At 42.0% G+C, this 23,396-nt stretch carries 14 protein-coding genes; 6 read left to right on the forward strand and 8 right to left on the reverse strand.

The window, feature by feature from the left end; all coding sequences use genetic code 11:
* Window positions 1–32: 32 nt before the first annotated feature.
* The 5 genes from F1644_RS20360 to F1644_RS20380 form a co-directional block, all read right to left on the reverse strand.
* Complete coding sequence (locus tag F1644_RS20360; protein WP_118304149.1) at window positions 33–908, reverse strand: putative zinc-binding metallopeptidase; 876 nt, start codon at window positions 906–908, stop codon at window positions 33–35.
* Between the two features lie 18 nt (window positions 909–926).
* Window positions 927–2,327, reverse strand: coding sequence for a RagB/SusD family nutrient uptake outer membrane protein (locus tag F1644_RS20365; protein WP_118304147.1), 1,401 nt, complete (start codon window positions 2,325–2,327; stop codon window positions 927–929).
* A gap of 32 nt (window positions 2,328–2,359) precedes the next feature.
* Window positions 2,360–5,968 carry a SusC/RagA family TonB-linked outer membrane protein gene (locus tag F1644_RS20370; protein ID WP_229782413.1) on the reverse strand — a complete coding sequence of 1,203 codons (3,609 nt, stop codon included), beginning with the start codon at window positions 5,966–5,968 and terminating at the stop codon, window positions 2,360–2,362.
* A 167-nt stretch (window positions 5,969–6,135) separates the two neighbouring features.
* Window positions 6,136–7,317, reverse strand: a complete 1,182-nt coding sequence (locus F1644_RS20375; protein ID WP_118304145.1) for a FecR family protein — start codon at window positions 7,315–7,317, stop codon at window positions 6,136–6,138.
* A gap of 102 nt (window positions 7,318–7,419) precedes the next feature.
* Window positions 7,420–8,001: an RNA polymerase sigma factor gene (locus tag F1644_RS20380; RefSeq protein ID WP_158571973.1), complete on the reverse strand. Its 582-nt coding sequence runs from the start codon at window positions 7,999–8,001 to the stop codon at window positions 7,420–7,422.
* A 117-nt stretch (window positions 8,002–8,118) separates the two neighbouring features.
* Here F1644_RS20380 and F1644_RS20385 point away from each other — a divergent pair, with 117 nt between their 5' ends.
* The 4 genes from F1644_RS20385 to F1644_RS20400 all read left to right on the forward strand — a co-directional run bounded on the left by F1644_RS20385 (window position 8,119) and on the right by F1644_RS20400 (window position 16,457).
* A complete protein-coding gene (locus F1644_RS20385; protein ID WP_168044254.1) occupies window positions 8,119–9,285 on the forward strand; it encodes a FecR family protein in 1,167 nt (388 codons plus the stop codon).
* 62 nt (window positions 9,286–9,347) lie between these two features.
* The gene (locus tag F1644_RS20390) at window positions 9,348–12,938 is read left to right on the forward strand and encodes a SusC/RagA family TonB-linked outer membrane protein (protein WP_168044255.1); all 3,591 of its coding nucleotides are present in this window, start codon (window positions 9,348–9,350) and stop codon (window positions 12,936–12,938) included.
* Window positions 12,939–12,950: 12 nt separating this feature from the next.
* On the forward strand, window positions 12,951–14,384 hold the full coding sequence (locus F1644_RS20395; RefSeq protein WP_118304137.1) for a RagB/SusD family nutrient uptake outer membrane protein: 1,434 nt from the start codon (window positions 12,951–12,953) through the stop codon (window positions 14,382–14,384).
* 93 nt (window positions 14,385–14,477) lie between these two features.
* On the forward strand, window positions 14,478–16,457 hold the full coding sequence (locus tag F1644_RS20400; protein ID WP_118304135.1) for a TlpA family protein disulfide reductase: 1,980 nt from the start codon (window positions 14,478–14,480) through the stop codon (window positions 16,455–16,457).
* A 605-nt stretch (window positions 16,458–17,062) separates the two neighbouring features.
* Here the strand turns inward: F1644_RS20400 and F1644_RS20405 are convergent.
* The 3 genes from F1644_RS20405 to F1644_RS20415 form a co-directional block, all read right to left on the reverse strand.
* Complete coding sequence (locus tag F1644_RS20405; RefSeq protein ID WP_118304131.1) at window positions 17,063–18,493, reverse strand: IS1182 family transposase; 1,431 nt, start codon at window positions 18,491–18,493, stop codon at window positions 17,063–17,065.
* 157 nt (window positions 18,494–18,650) lie between these two features.
* Window positions 18,651–20,516, reverse strand: a complete 1,866-nt coding sequence (locus F1644_RS20410; protein ID WP_118304129.1) for an ABC-F family ATP-binding cassette domain-containing protein — start codon at window positions 20,514–20,516, stop codon at window positions 18,651–18,653.
* A gap of 220 nt (window positions 20,517–20,736) precedes the next feature.
* Window positions 20,737–21,450: a DNA alkylation repair protein gene (locus F1644_RS20415; protein WP_118304127.1), complete on the reverse strand. Its 714-nt coding sequence runs from the start codon at window positions 21,448–21,450 to the stop codon at window positions 20,737–20,739.
* A gap of 143 nt (window positions 21,451–21,593) precedes the next feature.
* Between F1644_RS20415 and F1644_RS20420 the strand changes: the two genes are divergently transcribed.
* Together F1644_RS20420 and F1644_RS20425 are read left to right on the forward strand one after the other, a co-directional pair.
* On the forward strand, window positions 21,594–22,361 hold the full coding sequence (locus F1644_RS20420; protein ID WP_087422340.1) for a ParA family protein: 768 nt from the start codon (window positions 21,594–21,596) through the stop codon (window positions 22,359–22,361).
* A 140-nt stretch (window positions 22,362–22,501) separates the two neighbouring features.
* Window positions 22,502–23,395 carry a ParB/RepB/Spo0J family partition protein gene (locus F1644_RS20425; RefSeq protein ID WP_118304125.1) on the forward strand — a complete coding sequence of 298 codons (894 nt, stop codon included), beginning with the start codon at window positions 22,502–22,504 and terminating at the stop codon, window positions 23,393–23,395.
* The last annotated feature ends 1 nt before the right edge of the window (window position 23,396 follow it).

The following is a 23,396-nucleotide window of genomic DNA, read 5'->3' on the forward strand; positions in this document are numbered from 1 at the left end:
TTATAGAATCGAACTTTTTAAAAAAAGTTCGATTATTCGTAAGTGGCATCCCCGATTTGTTTTAGATTGATGTTGTATTTTTCCAAGAAATACTCTTGTAAGATGTCATATTTCTTTTTTACTAAGGGATATGCTATATCTGTAGCCCATGCTTCGGATGTTCGGGTGGTCATGGCCAACATGAATGTGTATAAATCCGTTTTCAAATAGTCTTTTAGATCTGTTAAATAAGATGCGGTACTCCATTCCGAGTTAAATACCGTTGAGAGGTTTTTAATGAACCCTCTGGCTCGAGCATAATTTTCTGACGTATTATCCTTACTGGCAGGACTTGAATAATCGCTTACTTTAAAGAATTCATCCGGGAATTCCATGGAAGAATAGGTCCAGATATTCCAAAGTTGTTTGTGTAATTCATTTTTAAAAGCCAGTTTCGTGGCCGCTGACATTTTTCTCAATGTGTCCGAACAGTAACCGATAGCCATTACATTTTCTCCTGTATTTAAGTACTTCAGTTTGAGTTGACCGGATTGTTGGAGTATTAACGAATCGGCCAAAAGTATTTTATAAGGCATGTATTTTTTATGGAATTCTTGTGGATAGTATTGGAACCAGATTTTTTCCAGTAAATCCAGCATATCTCCTACGTATTGAGGATCCGGCAACGTGTATAAATAACTGTAACTAGTTGAAAAACCATATACAAAGTCTAATTGCGAGTACTCGTACAGAATATAGGTTCCATATTGGCTATGCAATTCCACGATACGGTCGTCAGCGGGAGATTTCCCTTGTGGCAGTGTATAATCCGGAGATAGGGGTGCAATTTCTCCGATTTCTTTGTCTTCTGCACAGGCCATGTAGCAAAGACAGCAAAGAGTAATGATATATATTCTCAATCTTTTCATGACAAGTCGTTTTATTTATTATTGGTTTTTTAGGACTCCTGTTCTTTCCGGTTCGTATGCAGAGGCATTTTGTTCCAGTCTGGTATTATTGCTTATCATCTTTTCCGGGATTGGTAGCGTGTAAAGCGGGTCCTTTTCCTGTAACGTGTAAGTTATCCACGGGTCTACAATTCTAGTTTTGTAATCGTGGGAGATGGATGGCATGCCGTAACGACGTAGGTCAAACCAGCGATGTCCCTCGTAACATAGTTCCAGACGACGTTCCAAACGGATTTCTTCCAATAAAGTTTTGGAATCCGTGATCGTAACGTCTTGATAGCCTACGATACGGTAGCGACGCAATTGATTTAAGTCTGCCAAGGCCTCTTTTGCGTATCCTTGGCTTTGTGCGTACGCTTCAGCCCGGTTCAAGTAGGCTTCTGAAATTCGAATGGTAGAAGTGGGATCGGTCGTTGGGGTCTCTGGAATCTTTTTCGTTACATCGGCACGATTAGCAGAAAACCATAAATCCAGACGTCTGTCACCTTCTTTATATTTTGACAGTAAATCAGCGGATGGGCCTAGTGGGCGTACTATTGCGTTTTTTGCATAGACCCATTCCACTTCGGAAAGATCATACGAAGGGAGATAATATTTCGCATCAGCGGATATTTGGGTGTAATCGGTTAAGCCTTTTGCTGTTTCAATAGCTTTGTTGGCAGTTCTGATGACATCCTCCCATTGTTCCATGTGAAGATATACCCGGGATAGCAAGATGTTCACAACAGTTACGTTGAGTTTGTAGTTTGCCGTTTCTTTCGGGTATTTTTCGAATAAGGTAGCTGATGTGTTCAAGTCTTTTAGGATTTGTGTATAAACTTCTTCAACCGTATTACGGGGAATTCCGTTTTCAGTCAATCCCGCTGTTAATTTTAAGGGTACTCCCAATGCTTTTTTATTATAATTGTAGGGCTCCCCGAACAAATTCACGAGCATATAATAACAGAATCCTCTCATTCCAAGAGCTCCCGCTTTTATAAGTTCTTTTTCTTGTTGAGAACCGTGGACTTCGTCAATCCCGTCTAAAACTGCATTTAGTCCCTTGATATTGTCATACGTGTATTGGTAGCCGTCGTCGATCTTATTTTCTTGTTCCCACATATTGGGTTGCCAGGTAAGACATCCGGAATAATCCAAAATAACGCCATTTTCAGTAGTTCCTGTTCCTAATTTTGCCTCGTTGATACCAATATCATCGTCTAAGGCGTATAACATGAGATAACCGTTGGAATTGTGCATATATCCTAATAATAGTTCATCGTAGTCTTGGACAGTTCTTACGAGCACCTCGTCCTGAGATTTCTCTTCCAGAAAACCAGAGCATGCGCTTATGAGCATCATGCATATCAAACTTGTTATGATTGAGTTGTATTGTTTCATATTTCCGTTATTTTTAAATTACTCGTAAATCTTTAAAACATGACTTGTAATGATAATGACGTTGTTCGACGGGTTGGCCAATCTCCGGTTTCCGGGTCTAGACCGTCCCATTTCTTGTCTCGTACCCACATGAACGGGTTTGTCATGCTGGCTTTTAATAATAGTCGGTTTACGTGTATTTGTTTTAGCCATTTTTCGTTGAATTCGTAAGATAACGACAAGGAGCGACAACGTACGAAATCAGTATTAGCAATTCGTATATTAGAGTAGTTATACATTGAATAAGTCGTGGTGATCGTTGACGTTGCGGTTTCTGTTGCCGGTAATTTTTGTGATTCACCTCCAATTCCCGGAAGAGAAGGTATGTTCGTGTATGCCTCGTCTCCTTGTTTTTTCCATCGTTTACCTAGTTTTCTTGAGACATTTTGTTCAGGTCTGGGAAGACCAGGATCTGAACTTGTCGCATTCGGGTATAATTTGGGTAAACGGCGGTTGCCACCCCATTGTATGGCAAATAGGGCATACAAGGCAAGGCGTTTATATTTGAATTGCATATTTAATCCCCCAGAAAAATCCGGAATATATTTACCGCTTTTCACTAAATAATCTGCCGGAGTCTTGCCATATTCGATGTCCATATTTTTAAACATGGGTTGTCCGTTTGCTGGATTTAACTGATCAAATTCGTACGAATAGAACGTGGAATAGGGTTCACCGGGTACGATACAAGAACCGCTGGTGTAGTCACTTAATGTATTTACCCGTTCGTTCTTTTTGATTTTGTTACGGGTGACGGCTGTATTTAAAGAAAGTTGCCAAGAGAAATCTTTCATGCGAATAGGTACTACATTGATAACAAAATCATAACCGAAGTTTTCTAAAGTAGATCCGGTAACGATTCCATTTTTTACGCCATTTTCGTATGGTACACTCTTGGAAGAAAGTACTTTACTGATTTTTTTGAAATAGTTGAACGTGAAATTGATACGATCTTTCAAGAAAGAGGCATCTACTCCTAGGTTAAATGTTTTCGTTTTTTCCCAACCTAAATCCGGGTAAGGAAGGGTTTTAATTTTTAGTACATAAGCTCGAATTAACGTGGAGTATGAATTGGTGGCAATTAATTCGGGAGATACGGAACTGACAGCATTCCCTTGATAGCCATAAGAGCTGTAGATGTCCAGGTTGTTTAGCCACCATGAACCCTCGAAAATACGTTCTCTGGCAACTCTCCATTTTAATCCGGCAGACCATGTTGGTTCGAAACGTTTATTTTTGTCCTGTCCGAAACGGTTGGAAGCATCTACACGTCCGCTAAAATTGAAGACATAGCGGCCATCATAAGTATATATGGCAGAGGCGTATTCACTGAGTTCATTTTCGACTCGGTTGACCACGCTGAAACTTCCCCGTACGTAATTATTGTTATCTATTTCGTAGTCTGGATCACCATGATCCAGATATGAACTGGGTGGGGTTGCAAATGATTCTCCCCGGTCTGGCATATATCCATTGCGAGAACTTGAGTGTCCTTTGGTTTTTACGGAATTGGTTTCAATTCCCAACTGTAAGGTTACCCGATGTTTATCTTTGAATAAACGGTCGAATACCAGACTATTTCTTACTGTGATTGTTGATGTGTTCGTTAGACTTGTTGCCAAGATGCCTCCCATAGGTAAAGGAGAAGATTTTGTTTCTATTCCATTGGGTTGAACGCTCCCATATTCGTATCCCCGGTATTGGGTAATGTAGAAGGAACGTTCCGAAGCATATTGTTTTGTATCTACTGATGAAGAATTATATGAGACAAGCCCTTGATATTCTAATCCATAGAAAATTCTGAATTTCAAGTCAATGGTGGCGCCCCAAATTCGGCTGTTACTATTACTCCCGGTGTGATCCAGTTCATTTAAAATATTGTAATTGTAGATGTATTTATTGAATATAGCTTTACTATTTTGACCTGATTTCTCGTGATAGTATAGAGAACCGTCCTCGTTATAGGCTGGGATTGCCCGAGATGTGTTGTAAGCATATTTGAAAGGATCAACTCCATAGGCAAAGCCATCCACCTCTCGCATGCTTCCTTTTAATAATAGGTTGACAATTAATTTTTCTCCCCAATTGATGGTCGTATTTGAATTTGCTTGGAAAGAGGTCATGTCATTTCCTTTTGCCTCTCCTTTTTGTTGGGTGAAACTTATCGAGGTCCGGTTTTGTATTTTATCGGAACCACCGCTGATTCCAACGGAGTGAGAATGGTTGAATGAATTGCGGAACAGTATTTTAAACCAATCCGTATTTTGACTGGCTAAATATTGGTACTGTTGGTTCATCTCGTCCAATGTAATCTCTTTGGATAGATATTTTTCCAATAATCCTTGGAAACCGATGGGAAGTATGGAAGAGCCGGAAGGATATTGGCGTCTTTCTTCATATATTTCTTTCGAAAATTGCATGAATTCTTGTGAATTCATCAAGTCATACAAGCCATAGCGAGGGCGTTGACCGATGGAAAAGTCTCCAGAATAGTTTACCGATATTTTCCCGATTTTGGCTTTTTTGGTGGTGACCACTATCACTCCATTAGCAGCTTTCGAACCGTAGATGGCTGTGGCAGAGGCGTCTTTTAAGACCGTGATGGATTCTATATCATTGGGATTCAGCCAAGAAATAGCATTTCCTGCTAGTTGTTTGATGTCATCAATGTCGGCAGAGAAATTCGTGTTATCACTAGAGTTAAAAGGTTGTGGATCACGTTGAATCACGCCATCGACCACCCAAACCGGTTCTTGTGTTCCTAACAATGTTGCTGTTCCTCGAACTCTTATTTTAGGAGAAGCTCCTACCAACCCGGACGTATTCGTTACGAGCATCCCCGGAACAACTCCTTGTAACATTTGATCAATGGAAGGGACACCGGGCATCACGACATTATTCATGTCTACATTTGTTGCTGCTCCAGTGTAATTTCCTTTGTCCACGTTACCATAACCAGTTACGACAACCTCATCAAAAGTTACAACATCTTCCTCCAATGTCACGTTGATCGTATTTTGTCCTTTGTATTCTACCCGCTTTGTTTTCATTCCCATAAAAGAGTATACAAGGACTATTTTCTCCTGTTGGGGAATTTCTAACACGTAACTTCCTTCCAAGTTTGTTGAAATTCCTATCGTGGTGCCTTCCAACAGAATGGTTACTCCGGGTAGCGTGTTTTGGTTGGCATCTGTTACCGTTCCTTTTATAGTAATGATTTCTTTCCCAGTATTTTTTTGGGGGGAATTTTCCAGAACGAACGTGATATGATTATTTACGATCTGGTATTTATATTTTGTTCCTTGGAGTAGTGAAAGAAGCGCCTCGTCAACCGTAACATCATTTACTTTTAGAGTTCTTTTACCCAAGTCTGTAATAAATTTTGCGTTGATCACGAAGTCAAAGTTTGTCTGGCGCTTGATCTCTTCCAGGATTTCTTTGACAGGGGCATCTGTCTTGTTGATCGTAACTTTTTTTTGTTTGACTTGTTGAAACAATGTAGCATTGTTAACAGCCAACACGGGAACAGTCATAATCAGTAATAAGAGGAAACTGATTCCTTTTTTTAATAGACTTCCTTTGTGATGTGAATTTTTATTCATAATTTAGTAAATTAATTGGTATTTAGTTGTGGGCTTACAACTATGTATTAATAAATAGTATCCATGTATTGTGACGGCAAATCTTGATACAAGCGGTACTAATGTAAGGAGCGTCCCTGGGATGCTTCTTATTTTTTTATTCGTTTACGTGTATTCCATATTCATGATTATTTAATTATAAATACTTTATCGGATTCTTGTGTGAATTTTAAATCAGTACTCTTTTCGATCAACAGGAGTAGGTCGGACAAACTGGTGTTTCTACTGGTCGAGATATAAAATTCTATGGATTCAAGCCGGGGTTTATCATATTTGAATTCTACGCCATACCACGTGGCCACTTTCTTGAGAAAGTAATCCAGCGGGACTTGGTCATAATTGAATTCGTTATTTAACCAGGCGATGTAAGAATGAACATCCACGTCTTTTATCGTGACATTATTGTCGGTCGAATTATATTCGCATTTTTGGTTAGGGCAAAGCATTAATTCTTGACCGTTATCCGTGTTGAATCCAACACTGCCGTTAACAAGTACGACCTCGACATCGCCTGCCGGATCATTATTAACGTTAAACTCGGTTCCATATACTTTTACAAATGACTTTCCCGTTTTCACGATAAAAGGATGGTTGGATTTCGTTACTTTGAAAAAGGCCTCTCCATCCAGTTCTACTTCCCGGTATTCTGTCATACCACTGACGGGATATTTTAAGCGACTTCCCGCATTTAGCATGACTTCCGATCCGTCAGCCAGTTTTACACGATAAGAATAGCCGGCAGGAATAATTAATGTATTGTATTTGATAACGTCGCTTTTTTGCGTATTGTATGCTATTTGTTCCCGGGTGATTGTCGTTATACCGTTCTGGTTATCATTTAATAGCGTGTCCAGTTTCTGAAGTTCTAATTTTGAACCGTTGTCCAGAACCAGGATTGGTCGTTTACATTGAATATCTTGTTTGAATTGACGAATATGGGCTAGTTCGTCAGGTTTGTTTCCTGTAAATTGCCAAATGAAAATTCCGAATAAAAGGATGGCTGCAGCTGCGATAGATGTGAGGCCTGCGTAAAGCCTGTGTACCCGTTTCCTCTTTTTCTGATTATTCAAATCATTCACAAGGTGTTCTATATCTTTTTGTTTGTCTCTTTTCTGTCGTTCATTGTAATATTGTATGAATATCTTTTCTGAACTTATTCTTTGCAGAAATTCGTGGTCGGGACTCTCATCTTGCAAGAGATCAAGTAATTTCTTACATGAGTTTACATCTTTTTTCGTCTTGATCGCTTGTAGAATCTCTTCAACGATCTCGTGTATGGCATTATATCTGATTTTATTAAATTCTTTCATACATTTTATCGATCTGTTTTAATAATAAAATGCATGAACTTGAAAATTCTACTTCCTTTTTTCAAGTTTTTTCAAAAGAATTGGAAAAAATAAAATGAATAATTATAATTGGCTTAAAAACAACGTGATAAGAAAAATGTCTTCTTTAGATATTTTCTTTTTAAGAATGGAGATGGCTTCGTGTTTTTTGTTGTAGATGGTTTGTTTTGTCTTTCCTAATTTTAATGCAATCTCTTCCGTGTTCAGTCCTTCAAAGAAAAGACGAAGAACCTCCGCACATTCTTCCGGTAGTAGGCCTAAAATGTATTTACAATTCCCTCTTAATTCACTTTCCAGTATATCAAATTCAATGGTTCTCGTGTTTTGTATTTCATACTTTTTGTATTCTTCCACGTAATGATTATGGCGGATGAACTGGTTAAAATCATTACGGATAACGACAAAAAGATAAGCTTTTAAATCACCCTGACTTTTAAATTTGGTTTCGGATTGCTGCCATAATTTTAGAAACGTGTCATGTACAGCATCCTGTGGTTCGATATTCGTGTTTTCATATAGTTTTAAGGCATAGTAGAACAAATCATCATAGTACAATGAGTAGACTTCTCCGAAAGCAGGGATGTCCCGTTTATTGAATCTTTCCAACAGGTTATCTGTTTCTGATAATTTTTGTTTATTTGACACGGTAACTATATCTATTGCTTTACAAAACTAGAAAAAAACGTGTTGATTTCAAAATAAAGATTTTTTCGTGACACTTTTTCGAGACTTAGTTGTTTTTAGGTCGTAAAAGAAATCAAGATGAAAGAAGCATTTGAAATAGCACGAATTATTCAGAAGAGTTTGAAAGGACAACTTTCAGAATCAGAGGAAAGACAATTATCCGATTGGCGAAAGGCTTCCGGAGAGAATGAACGTGCTTTTCAACGAATGATTTCAGAAGATTTTTACACGGTTGAGATGGAGAAGGTGGAAACGTATGATTACCGGGTGGCCTACGGGCGTTTCTTGCAAAGGAAATACCAACAGCGTCGTAAAAGGAGATTTCTGATAAACGTGGCTCGGGTAGCTGCTGTTGCGTTACCGTTTATAATTGCACTCGTTCTTTATGTCGGGTTGAATCGAGATGAAGAACAAACGTTACGTCCTTCTTTGGCAACAAATATCCTTCCGGGGACGAGTAAAGCCGTGTTAACACTGGCGAACGGACAAATGATTCCTTTAGGCAAGGAGGCTGCGGATAGTACGATTATAACGGATGGGGCACAAATTAATGCTTCGGGTTCTGGGGTAACATATGCTAGTGGTGGAGAAAGTGAATCGATCGTTTATAATAAATTGGAAATACCTCGCGGGGGAGAGTTTTGTCTGACGCTTTCAGATGGAACAAGGGTGTGGTTGAACTCGGAAACTTCTATCCAGTATCCGGTGGCTTTCGGAGCAAAGGAACGGCGGGTTTTCGTGCAGGGAGAGGCTTATTTTGAAGTTGCGAAGGATGCGAATAAACCTTTTACCGTACAGTTTATGAGTTCGTCGGTAACGGTGTTGGGAACTTCCTTTAATATCCGTGCTTATCCGGAAGAGAAACAGTCGCAAACGACTCTTGCGGAAGGTTCCGTGAGAATATACAGCCCCGGTAGTTCAATGCTGTTGAAACCGGGAGAACAGGTGGAAGTGAACGCTTTGTCGGGAGAGATGGTAAAGAGGGAGGTTGAAGTAAAGAGCTTTACGAGTTGGAAAGACGGGCGTTTCGTGTTTGAACAACAACCGTTGGAGGATATAATGAGAACATTGGAACGATGGTACGATATTCGTGTGATATTCAAGGATGAGGGGGCGAAACGAATTTCTCTGTCGGGAAATTTGAAACGATACGGTGATTTCTCTCAGGTGATGAAAATGTTGCAGATGACGGGAGATGTGCGATTTGAATTACATGGAAATGATGTATATATAACTACAGAGTGAAACCCTCGATGGCCACGAGGGGAGGCAAGTGTGTAAAACTAACTAAATTAATTAATTACATTATGAAGAAGAACCGCAATAAGTCTCTTCCAGGAGGTTTATGGTTAATAAAGAACCGATTAATGATGAGAATGACGATCGTTTTATTATTGTTTTCGTCATTCACGGCAGTGGCTCAGAATGTCACTGTGAAGATGAAGAATAGTTCATTTATCCAAGTTGCTAAAGAAATTCAAAAGCAAACGGAGTTGACTTTTTTGTACAATGATGCAAAAGTAGGTAATATTACGGGATTGAATCCTGATTTCACGAATACGGATGTAAAAGCCGTTTTAGAGTATTGTTTAAAGAATTCAGGACTTACTTTCTCGATCGTGGATAACACGGTGGTGGTTAGTCCCGTGAAATCAACGAACCAACAGCAAGAGAATAAACTTACGGTGGCAGGTAAGATCACGGATCAACAAGGTCTGCCTCTTCCGGGAGTGAATATTATTATCAAAGGAACCACGCTAGGATTCGTGTCAGACGTGGAAGGAAAGTTCACTGCGATTTGTTCACGGGGTGATTCTTTGCTTTTCTCGATGGTCGGTTTCGAGATGCAGACCGTGGCAATTAATAGCGATTCCCCTTTAAACATCAAAATGAAGGAGGCCACGGAGGCATTGGATGAGGTTGTTGTTGTTTCAACAGGTTACACTCGTCTGCCGAAAGAGCGTGCCACCGGTTCATTTAGCGTGGTTACAGCTAAAGAATTGGAAAAACGTCCTAGTCCGAATATCATGAATCGTTTGGAAGGTGTTGTTCCGGGAGTTTACGTGGATGTCAAGAATTCGGATATGACTTTTTTGTATGGTTCCGATCGTACGGATGGTTATGTTGATGAGCAGACGAATATTTCCATGAATATCCGGGGAAAAAGTTCTCTTTTGAACACAACAAGGCCTTTACTGGTTGTTGACGGTTTCCCCACGGATATGGAAATGAAGAATATAAATCCCAGCGATGTTGAATCGATTACTTTTTTGAAAGATGCGGCAGCAGCCTCTATCTGGGGGGTACGTGCGGCCAATGGGGTTATTGTTATTGAGACAAAAAAAGGTAAAAAAGGTAAAGGGGGAACAACCGTAAATTTTGGAATGAATGTATCGACTTCCGGTTCCCCTCGTTTTAATACCTTACCGATCATGAATTCTGCCGAAATGATTGATTACGAAAAGGAAATGGTCGAGAAAGGTTATATCACGAGACCCGTGAATTCCGCTTATTCGGCAGGGGCCCCGATTTCACAAGCTGCTAAATTGATTTTGGACGCTAAGGACGGGCTTATTAACCAGGCGGATGCGGATGCCATGCTGAATGAATTAGCTGGTCGGAAGGCTTATCGTGATGTGAAAAAGTATCTGTTGCAACCTTCTTTTTCACAGCAATATAATTTATCTTTTAGTGGGGCGTCTGATCAGATGTCTTATTTCCTTTCCGCATCTTATGCAAACGAGAGATCTAACATGAAGGGTGAAGAAGGTGATCGTTTCACGTTGACTTCCAACATGAATTTTAAAATATTGAATTGGGCTACGTTGACCACGGGGTTAAGAGCTACTTTGTTTAATATTAAAAATAATGCTTTAGGACTTTCCATGATACAGGCATCCGGCGGTTTGATCTTGTTACCTTATAACCAATTCGTGGATGAGAATGGTAATCGGGTTGATTACTATAAGACGTACAATGAAGATTTTGTAACGGAAAAAGAAGCATTGGGATATAAAAATTGGAAGTATAATTATTTGGACGAACTGGATAACAAAGATGATACCCGTAAAGAGCAAACTTTCGCGATGACTGTGGGATTGAATATTCCAATTCCGGGAGTAAAAGGGTTGTCATTAGACGGACAATTCATGTTTGAAAGGAAGAATACCAAGAATCGTACTTTTGCTAACGAGAATACGTTCGAGGCTAGAGATCTTTATAACCTAGCCACGACTTATGATGCAAATACGGGTGCGCTGACCAATAATCTTCCGTGGGGAGGTATCTTGAACGTGACTAATGGTAATTCCCAGAATTACAGTATTCGGGGACAGATCAATTACGATGGGGTTATTGATGAAATTCATCAAATTACAGCATTGGCTGGAATGGAAATCCGTGAGACGAGAGATTGGGCGAATGGGGCTAGGTATTATGGTTATAACGAAAAAACACTGATTGCCGGCAGTCAGTTGCCGAATCCTTATATAAATATCTGGGGATATAATAGTTATTTGACAGATGCTAGTCCGGAAACTGATTATCAACGGCGATACTTGTCTTATGACGGGAATTTGTCTTATACTTTGATGAATAAATACGTATTATCTGGAAGTGTGCGTTATGATGATTACAATAATTTTGGTGTTGACCGGAAATACCGGGCGACTCCGATGTGGTCAACCGGATTTTCGTGGCATATTGGCCGGGAAGATTTTATCATGGATAATGTAGGATGGTTGAATCAATTGACATTTAGAACGACTTACGGGTATAATGGAAATATTGATCCGGGCCAGTATCCTTTCACGAACATATCGTTATCCACGAGTAATGATGGTTTTACTCAATTGCCTTCATCAAGTATTACTGCTGCAGCCAATCCTTCAATTCGTTGGGAGAAGACAGGTGTATTGAATTTTGGATTGGATTTTGCAGTATTGAATCATCGTCTTTCCGGTTCTATCGAAGTGTATCGCAAATATTCGAGAGACTTGTTTGCAGAGTACACGATAAACCCGATATTCGGAGCGAATTCGACCCGATCTTACACGCTTACTCGTAATGCAGCTAAGGTGGATGGAAAAGGAGTGGACATCGCTTTGAATGGAATGATTGTACAGAAAAGCGATTTTAATTATAGAGCCAGTTTAACTTTCTCTTATAACACGAATGAAGTAAAATCTTCTCCTTATGAACTATATTCCAGTTTTGCATCTAGTGGAGGAGGAAGTGGTCGTATGATAGAAGGGTATAATATGAATAACTTCTGGGCTACTCGTTGGGCCGGTTTGGATGAAGAGGGAAATGCTCTGGTGTACAATGCGGACGGGGAAATTATAAAATCTACGGAAAATATTACGAATGATGATTTGGTGTATATGGGAACATTGACACCGAAGTACTTTGGTGGATTTTTTAATACGTTCACTTATAAAGGATTGTCTCTTTACGTGGGGATCACCTATAAGTTAGGGTATATTTTCCAGAAACCGACGATTTCACAACAGCCTGCAAGTAGATACGGTGGTGCTAATTATGAAATTAATGAAGATATGGCAAAACGTTGGAGAGAGGCGGGTGATGAGGCTAAAACCGATGTACCCCGTTTGGGAACGGATAACAATAGTTTTCAACGATATAGAGGTGCTGATATTCATGTCCAAAAAGGAGATCATATCCGTTTGAAAGAAATATCGTTGACTTATGAACTCCCGTCTAAATGGGTAAATAAAATCATGCTTGGTAGTGCTAATATCGGGTTTACTGCAACAAACCTGGGATTGATTTGGAAAAAGAATAATGTCGGTATAGATCCTGATTTTATTCCGAACACGAGAGATTTGCGGATGGCGCCGACACCTTCTTATAATTTCTCGTTAAATCTTAATTTCTAAAACGTGATAGATATGAACAAGAAAATATTTAGTGTAATTATAGGACTTTCCTGTTGTTTCTCCGCTTGTTCCGATTGGGTGGATGTCAAGACTAAAGGATCATTGGTTCCGGAGGAGACGGAAAATTACCGTTACTTGATGAATAACACGGAAAATTTCCGCTGGACACTTTCTTACCATGATGTGGCATCGGATGATATTGATATTTCTGATCCGGCTCAACAAGAGGCGATCTATGAAACGAATAAATTTATCCCGGTATATACTTGGGCCGACGAAATTTATAGCCAGTCTGAAAATGACACGGAGATGAACAAAGTGTACCAGGTTATCTATAATTGTAACGTGGTGATTGATGAGGTGATGGATAGTAAGAACGGGACAAACGAGGAGAAGTTGGAGATTCGGGCTGAGGCTCTTGTACATAGAGCCGAGGCATATTTGACGTTAGTGAACGTGTATGGTGTTCCGTATAATGCAGCAACGGCATCCACGGATCAAGGAGTCCCCTTGTTAACTACCCCTCGTGTAGAAGGGGCTCTGCCACGTGCATCTGTCGAAAAAGTGTACGAGCAAATTTTTAAAGATTTGGATGATGCTTTCGAGTATTTGCCCGATGTGGCAGAATTTAATTTCTATCCGGGTAAATGTGCTATTTATGCATTGCGAGCAAGAGCCTATCTGTTGATGGGTAATTACACGGAGGCGAAAAAGAACGCTCAAGAGGCACTTAAATTAAAGAGTACATTGGAAAATCTGAATGACTATGTTGATCTGGCGAGTACAGAGGAAAGTGTGAGAAGGAAAAATTACGTGGAAACATTGAAAGATAAGGAAGTTATTTTTGCTAAAATGCCCGTAACTACATTTTCGATGGCATCATATTCCACGGCTGGCCTTGTGTTAAGTGATGATCTGCTGAATACTTTTGATCAGGAAAAAGATTTGCGTTATTTTTATTTTACTCGTTCCATGGTAGATGATTTAGGTATGACTTATTCCGGGCGGGTATATTTTAAGGACAATTATTATCCTTATGACTGGAAAAAGAACGAGGGACGTAACATGGGGCCTTGTGTGCCGGAAATGATGCTAATTGAGGCAGAATGTTGGGCTCGCGAGGGAAACACGACGGAATCCATGAATATTGTGAATAAATTGAGAGAGTATCGTTACGTTGCGGGTGAGGACTATTCGTTGAGTGCCGCAACAGCTAAAGAGGCTTTAGGAAATGTATTACAGGAGCGTCGTAGAGAATTAACGTGTCATGGTTTACGTTGGATGGATCAACGTCGTTTGGCAAATGATCCGGATTTTCCGACACAGACGGTGACTCGGGTATTCAAGGGAACGACTTATACATTAGAACCCGGTGCCGTGCGGTATACTTTCCCAATGGGAGAAAAATATTTGGAAGAAAATCCGGAGATCGGACAAATTAAATAAGAGTTCGTAAGGTTCATAAAGTTATAAGGTTTATAAGGTTCTTTATAAACTTTGTGAACCTTACCAACTTTATAAATTATTAAATCGTATTGTATGAAAAAAATCACGTTGTTAGGAAGTATCGTTGTACTTCTGTTATTTTCTTGTGTGGTTAAGGCACAGGATCGTAAACCTTTTCACATTATTCCATTGGTGCCGGTTGCCGGTCAGGATGTGAAGTTCACGTATGATAATTCGCTGACGTCACTGGCTGATGAGGAAACGATTTACGGAACGGTTTATTACTGGGAAAATTTGTGTTGGAGGGCGGAAGATTTGAAGTTGGTGAAGAATGATACGGCATGGGAGGCCACTTGTCGTGTGCCTGAAAATTGTGCGTTGGTATCATGTAAATTTTACGCTGGGGACAAAAAGGATACAGGGGGACGGTCCACGTACACGACAATGACCTTTAACAAGAACGGGCAGAATTTATCGACTGCTTATATGGCGTGGGGAATGTTGCGGAACAAGACGTTGGAGTCTTTACCGGAATATTGTGACGAGGACGCGTATATTGATGATGAAGTTATGCGTTTTTGGCTGAACCAACAGCTTTTGAAAGATCCCGGAGCCCGGAAATACGTATTCTATTATGCGGCGAAGTTGTTGAATAAAATGATGCCGGGAGAAAAACATGAACAGATGTTGGGAGACGTGGATTTTATACTGAATTTACCGGATGTGGATGAAGAGACGTTGTTGAAGGCACTTGAAGTTGCTAAGAATATCGTGAAAGACAGTACGAAAGCGGCGGCAGTAGAAACCCGGATTTTAAAAGATTACCCGAACGGGATTTTGGCTAGGGACCAAGAGATATGGCGGATTTTCAGAATCATGGATGCCGATGCGAAAGCTCCTGAATTAGATGCTTTCCTGAAACGTTTCCCGACGGAAAAGTTTAAAGATATAGAGACGGAAACATCATCCATGTATCTGGGTAAAATCTTTCAAGCGGTAGTTTATCAGCCCATCATCAAGAAAAATGATTATAGTTTCTTGTACAAGTACCTTCATGATGTTCCCCATCTTTATTTGCTGACTTTCTACTGGCACATGGTACAAGTGCCGTTGAACACGAATCAGAGAACCCCGGAACAGGTGTTACCTTTTGCTAAGGTTATTTACAATGAGGTGATGACTCGTCCTCAAGCAGGAGCTGATCAAGTGTATTCAGAACGGGAGTGGAAGGATTATCTGCTAACGAGGGGAAAAGATATGATTCTGAAGCACGCGTTCGTGTTGGATGCTACCGGTTCTTCTGCCGAGGCATTGGAGTTGATGGAAGAAATTAAAGGGAAATATAATTTCAAATCGGCAGAATATAACAATCAATATGTTCGTTTGTTGGAGAAGAATGGCTATCAATCGATGGTAATTCCCACGATCGTGGCTAGTGTACGGGAAGATGCGGTTACTCCCGAAATGTTGGAAATCTTGCGGAAAGATTACGTGAAACAACATAAAAACGATAAAGATTTTGAGGCTTATGTCAGTTCGTTGAAATCACAAGAGAAACAACAAGAGTTGCAAAAACATTTGCAGGAGACGATGATTAACAAGGATATTGAACTTTTTGCTATGGAAGATCTGGACGGGAAAAAGGTTGATCTTTCGAAGATGAAGGGGAAGATTATCGTGTTGGATTTTTGGGCGACTTGGTGCGCTCCTTGTAAAGCCTCTTTACCGGGAATGCAAATGGCCGTAAATAAGTATAAAAATGATCCGAACGTGGTGTTTTTCTTTATTTCCACGATGGAGACGGCGGCTGATTTTAAAGAACAGATTCGGAAATTCATGAAGGAGCATAATTACACGCTGAAGGTGCTTTGTGATAACGTGAACCCGAAAACGAAAAAGCAGTCGGCTGTTTATGATACTTATTGTAAAGCTTTTAAGTTTTCCGGTATTCCTCATAAAATGATTATTGACGGGAACGGAAAATTGCGTTGGAGTATTGGTGGTTATATGGGAAGTCCTTCGGCTTTGGCAGAGGAAATGAACCTTATGATAGAGATGTTGAAAGCGGAATAATCGGCAAGATTCATTCGATGGGTTAGGATTTAGAACGGGGTGAATGAATCCCTGTCTAAATCCTAATTTTATGTCCTTAATCTAACCGTTTTCAAACTCTGATAATACCCTGTTAATGGCTTACAGACGAGATATAGCTGAGTTAAAGCTGAGATGAAGCCGAGTTCATGTCGTCTTTGTTTTGGGGAGGTATGTTTTTGTTTCTTTTGTTTTTACTGATATTCAGATCTTCTAGGGATTTAAACTCTTGTAATTGAAAATGGGTTGTCCAAAAAGGTATTTTTCAAACTCCCTCCCCCCTTCGGGGTACTCCCTCTATAAACAGAGGGAGAGTTAAAATACTCCCTTTCTTCGGGAAGAGTCACCAGCTCCTCCTCTGTTTATGAGGCCACTGAAAAAGTCTTTCTTTTTCTGAAAGACTTTTTTCTTTTGAAAAACACTCGCGATAAAAAGACGACGGGATTCTCCATCACTCCAGGATTTTTTTTTAATATAAACCTGTTGATTCAATTTTTTAGTCGCCAAATTCGATTTAGAGGAGATAATTTGCCTGTTTCACGGGTTATGCCCGGTTTTTACAGCACGTTTTTACTTAACGTTAATATTTACAGCATGTTGGCGGCGAATATGGTTATCGCTCCTTGCATGGACATACAATCAAGGCCACATGACACGGCCCTGTCATACCCGAACACGTTCTTGAGCTGCGCGAATTTAGCCTCCACGCGGGGACGTAACCTGGCATTCGCTCGAAAAACACCCGTTTCTTGAAATTTCCTTTGCTCGACATGCTCGTCAGATTTTATCATCACCGAGAACGTCTTCTTCCTTGCCCCTTCCTTGTAACATCCCTCGCAAAGGGGGCACTCCTTGCATCGCTTCACGTCAAAAAAGTACACCCGGCGGGCGTTCTTGTTACCTTCCGGCTTCAGGTAGCATTCCTTGTATGCCAGGTGCCCTGCGGGGCAAACCATCATCGCCTCGTCCTTGTTATAAACGAATCCCGTTTCCCCGCGTACACCGTCCAGCACCGGGTTCAATCTCGATACCAGTTGAACGTCATGCCCCGTGGCGTACATGATATTATCCCGGCCCGAGTAAGCCATGTCACCGATTACCGTGTCCACCTCCATCCCGTTCTCCACGCTTCGCTCGACGAGCGGTTCCAGGTATTGCCCGTCCGCTTTCTCCCCCGTGGTTACAAGGGCCGCCGTGATGATCCCGTTGCTAGTCATGGCAACGTGTGTCTTGTAACCGAAAAAGGACTTGTTCACCGCCTTGTGCCCGACCCGGGCCTCCTTGTCAACGGAAAACGAGACGGAATCCTTGACGTCTTCAAGGGTTTCTTCGAGAAGGTTGACTCGCTCGTTCACCAGCGGAAGGGAAGACAGTCCCCCGTGGGAACGAACCCGTTGTACCAAACTCGTGCAAGCCGCCCGGGTTTGCTCCAGCGTTTCCCCGGGGGAAACCGTCGAGAGAATATCGTTGATTTCCCCGGCCGGGAGAGGGGCCTGCCGGATCGTGGATTGAAGGTGACGGAGACGACCTTGCAAGGCAACCCTGGCCGAGTACAAGTTATAACGGGAAAGCGTGTGGGTGGCATCGAGGATTATCGCCTTCCCTTCTAGAACACCGCGGGAGCGGGCAAGACTTACCGTTTTACTCACCAGGAGATCCAGCAAGTTCATGTCTTTTAGACGCTGGCGACGGAAACGGGTCAGCGTGCTGGCATCGAGAACGTCATCCTCGGGGGCTAAATCTAGAAAATACTTGAAAGAAAGATCGTAACGCGAACGATCTACAACGTCAACATCCGAGAGGTCAAAGATCACTTTCAAAAGAAGGTACTTGAAGACCCGGACGGGGTCTATAGCCACGCGACCGTTCGTCTGGCAGTATCTCGAGGATAATTCATCGTAAACAAAAGTGAAGTCCACCAGGTCGTTGAGCTGGTGAAGCTTGTTATCCCGGGGGATTAGTTTATCATACAAGTCTGAATAAACGCTGAAAGAAAGAGAGGTTTGGCGTGGTAACATCATACATTGTTTTAGCCCTCGAAGATAAACTTATTTGAAAAAAGTTAAAAGTAAAAAATAAATATTTTGGAGAAAGTCCCCCAGAAGGGGACTTTTTCAGTGGCCTCGTTTATAGAGGAGGTGGCCGAAGGCCGGAGGAGTTTATTTTAATGTCTTTTTATTCAATCTCGCTAAGTTCCAGCCAGCGCATTTCCTTTTCGTCCAACAAATCAATGATCTCGGCAATTCGCTGGGAAGATCTCACCAGTTCATCCGTATCAAGAGTCCCGGAGTTCAAGGCTGTTTCCAGCTCTGTTTTTTCCGTGTTCAGTTTTTCCATGTCGGATTCCAGTTGTTGCATTTCCAGTCTTTCCTTGAAAGTCAGTTTACGGACTTTCTCCTTTTCTCTCACGGGTTTGGGTGCGACAGGGATTTTCTTCTCTTCCTGTTTCCGCAGCAGCTCCTCTTCTTCTTTTTTATTCTTATACTGGGTGTAATTACCGGGGAAGTCTTTCACCACGCCGTCACCCTCGAAAGCGAACACCCGATCCACCACTTTATCCGTGAAGAAACGGTCGTGCGACACGATGATCAGGCAGCCTTGGAAAGATTTCAGATAATCTTCCAACACGTTCAGCGTCATGATGTCGAGATCGTTCGTCGGCTCGTCGAGAATCAAGAAGTTGGGGTTGCTCATGAGGACAGTCAGCAGGTAAAGTCTCCGTCGTTCGCCCCCGCTGAGTTTTGCCACGAGGGAATATTGCAGCTTGTCCGGGAAAAGAAAATATTCAAGAAATTGCGATGCCGACATCACCCGTCCATTACCGAGGTCGATTTTCTCGGAAATGTTTTTCACGATGTCTATGGGGCGATCGTCTTCCTTGAAACTGATCCCGTCTTGTTTATAATAACCGTAAACCACGGTTTCACCAATTTCGATGGTTCCGCTGTCCGGCTCGATCTGGCGGGTAATGATATTCAGGAAGGTCGATTTTCCGACCCCGTTTTTCCCGATGATACCGATCTTTTCCCCCCGAATGAATTTGTAGGAGAAATCCCGTAACACGCGGAAATCCCCGTAACTCTTGTTCACGTGTTCCAGTTCGAGAATCTTCTTACCGAGGCGTTGTCCTTTTATATCGAGTTCCAGTTGTTGCTCTGTCGTGTTTTGAGAGGCGACTTCTTTTATTTTATAGAAATTGTCGATCCGGTATTTCGCCTTATGCCCGCGGGCCTGCGGCATCCGGCGCATCCATTCCTGTTCCGTGCGGAGCAGGTTCTTGGCCTTGTCTATCGAGGCGTTTCGGGCCTCAATCCGTTCGTCTCTCTTTTCAAGATAGTAGGAGTAGTTTCCTTCGTAGGCGAATAAACCGAAATCGTCAATCTCGATGATCTTGTCGCACACCCGATCCAGAAAATAACGGTCGTGTGTCACCATGAGCAGGGTGGCATTCGTTTTTTCGAGGTACTCTTCCAGCCATTCAGTCATCTCCACGTCCAAGTGGTTGGTAGGCTCGTCAAGGATCAGGAAATCGGGGTTACTGATCAATATTTTGGCCAGCCCGACACGTTTGCGCTGTCCCCCGGATAGCTCCTTAATCCGCTGGCTGTACTTGTCGACCTTGAGTTCCGACAGGATTTGTTTCACTTGCGTGTCGTAGTCCCACGCGGCGAGAGCGTCCATTTGCGGGATGAGTTCTTCGAGAGCCGACGCGTCGTTGTCCTTCACGGCTTGCTCGTATGTTTTGATTAATTTCAAGGTCGGGTTCTCCGAGTTGAACACCTCTTCAAACACATAATTTTCCGGGTTAAGTTCCGGGTCTTGGTCCAGAATACCGATTGAAATGTCATTACGGAAGATCACGGAACCCATGTCCGCGGAGTCTTTGCCCGCGATGATACGTAATAGGGTGGATTTTCCCATCCCGTTCTTGGCAATTAAAGCTACCTTTTGATTTTTGCCGATTCCAAAAGTTATATTTTCAAACAGGAGTTGTTCCCCGAAACGTTTACTGAGATTTTCGACTTGTAAAAAACTAATCATGCTATATTGTTGATTTGGGATTTCTTGATTTATGATTTTAGATTCCAACCGCACGAGGCTTGCACTTAAACTACCCCCTCTAACTCCCCCTTACACAGGGGGAGAACACGCGGCGGCGTTACATCGTGGCGGTTTCTTGCGTTCGTCTCTCCCCCTGTGTAAGGGGGAGTTGGTGGGGGTAGTTGATTTTTCATTCTAAACTTTAAACTCTAAACTTCTTTTAAATCTCCGAATTTAAAAACGCTTTCCGTTTCCCTTCCTCGAAACGTTCGATGGCGTACCGTAACATGGTACGGGGCATTTCTTTGTAGCGAGGGGTGAGATAATCGACTAAAAGTTGTTCGTCTTCTTTGCCGATTTCACGAAGAATCCAGCCCACGGCTTTATGGATCAGGTCGTGAGGGTGGTGCTGGAGAAGGTCGGCAATGGCGAGAGCATCTTTAAATTCACCGTGTTTCACGAAATGCATACAGGAGATCATGGCGATGCGCTGTTTCCAGAGGTGATTTTCTTTTGCCCAGTCGTAAAGGAGTTGTTTGTCCTTGTCGAAAAGCCAATGCCCCAAAATCTTGTAACAGCTAAGGTCAACGAGATCCCAGTTGTTGATAGAGTCTACCTGACTCACGTAGAAATTCACGCAAGTCTCTCTGGACGCATGGTCTTTGAGTTTGGCGTAACGATAGGTTAATGCCAGGAGGGCCGTCAGGCGATACTCGTGGTACGGGGAGGCGAGTAGTTCCCGGAGCGTGTCGAAGTCCGCGTCAAAATGTTTTTTGGCAACGATACGCAAATTCGGAACGACCACCCCGATAAATTGATCCCCTTCACCATACTCCCCTTTACCCGTTTTGAAGAAACGGGGCAGGAAAGCCGCTTTCGATTCGTCCCGGTATGTATTTATTTCATTTATAATTTCTTTCGTTGAATTTTTCATCTTTCCCTCAGTTCTTTAGTTCCCGGTGTAAAGGTAATTATTGTTAGTAAAAAAGTAGGCGTTGTTATTAAAAAATTGAATAAAAATGGGGGACGTATTCTTTTTAATTGTATTTTTACCACATAATCGAAAAACGTGGATTTATGTCAAAAATTATAGCTATCGCGAACCAAAAGGGGGGTGTTGGAAAGACAACGACGTCTGTAAACTTGGCGGCTAGTTTGGCTGTACTGGAACAGAAAGTGTTGTTGGTTGATGCTGATCCTCAAGGGAACGCGACAACGGGAGTGGGATATGATTTAAAGGAATTGAAGGCGACTATCTACGAATGTCTGGTGGACGGGTTGGAGCCGAAAGAGGCGATCCTGAAGACGGATATTGAGAATTTGTTTTTGTTGCCTTCCAATATAGATTTGGTGGGAGCCGAGTTGGAGATGTTGAATTTCGAGGAGAAAGAGAGTGTAATGGCAAAAGTGTTGGCAAAGGTGAAAGATGACTACGATTATATTTTAATCGATTGTTCGCCTTCATTGGGTTTGTTGACCGTGAATTCATTGGCCGCGGCCAATTCGGTGATGATCCCCGTGCAATGCCAGTATTTTGCATTGGAGGGATTGGGTAAGTTATTAAATACGATCAAGATTATCCAGAAACGTCTGAACACGGCTCTGGAAATTGAAGGATTCGTGCTGACCATGTATGACGGGCGTGTCCGTCTGTCGAACCAAGTGGTAGCCGAGGTGCGGAAACATTTCGAGGAGATGGTTTTCGACACGTTGATTCAACAGAACGTGAAATTGGCAGAGGCCCCGAGTTACGGACAACCGGTTATCCTCTACGATGCCGAGTGTCGCGGTTCCGTGAATTATTTGAGTTTGGCAAACGAATTGCTGGAGAAAAACAAGAAATAGTTTAGAATTTAGAAGATTCTGTGATTGCTGATTCAATGATTCAGTGATTAAAAATAGGTGGAAATAGAGCGGGAGGGAAGAAATCACTTAATCTGAAATCATTAAATCACTAAATTAATAGGATCTAAAATTAATAAGAGATGGCGAAAAAGAGTGCATTAGGTAAAGGATTGGGAGCGTTATTGTCGGATGCGGCAGAGGAGGCGAAGCCAAGGGGGACGGCCTCATCGGCGTTACAGGAAGAATTGAAATTGAGTGATATTCGCCCGAATCCGAACCAACCGAGAACCGTTTTCGATGAGGAGGCATTGCAAGAGTTGGCCTCTTCGATCAAGGCTATCGGCATCGTGCAACCCATCACCGTGAGAGAAGTGGAAGACGGGAAGTACGAGATTGTTGCCGGAGAACGTCGGTTCCGGGCATCGAAGATGGCAGGGTTGGAAACTATTCCCGCTTATATTCGTAAGGTGGAAGAAGAGTCCGTGCTTGAATTGGCATTGATTGAAAATATCCAGAGGGAGGATTTGAACGCTATCGAGATTGCAATTTCGTACGAGCGTTTGATTGACGAGTGCAACCTGACACAGGATGCATTGAGCGAACGGGTAGGTAAAAAGAGAACAACGATTTCGAATTATTTGCGTTTGTTGAAGTTGCCCGCCCCGATACAGTTGGCAATCAAGGAACGGAAAATCAGCATGGGGCATGCCCGTGCTATTATTAATATAGAAGATCCGGAAACCCAGTACATGGTTTTCGAACAGATCATGAAATACGATTTCTCCGTGCGAAAAGTCGAGGAAATCGTTCGGGAGTTGATGAAACCGGAAGAGGAAAAAGAGAGAAAAGCCGAGAGGAAACGTCAACCTATCGAGGACTACATGGAGTTACAAACTCATCTGGCTCGTTATTTTGACACGAAGGTTGACCTGAAACGGAACGAGAAGGGAAGAGGGAAGATCGTGATTTCTTTTAAATCGGATAGCGATCTGGAGCGAATTGTTGAGTTATTGGATAAGGTGGATAAGAAATAAA

It is taken from the genome of Butyricimonas paravirosa (assembly GCF_032878955.1).
GTDB classification, from domain to species: domain Bacteria; phylum Bacteroidota; class Bacteroidia; order Bacteroidales; family Marinifilaceae; genus Butyricimonas; species Butyricimonas paravirosa.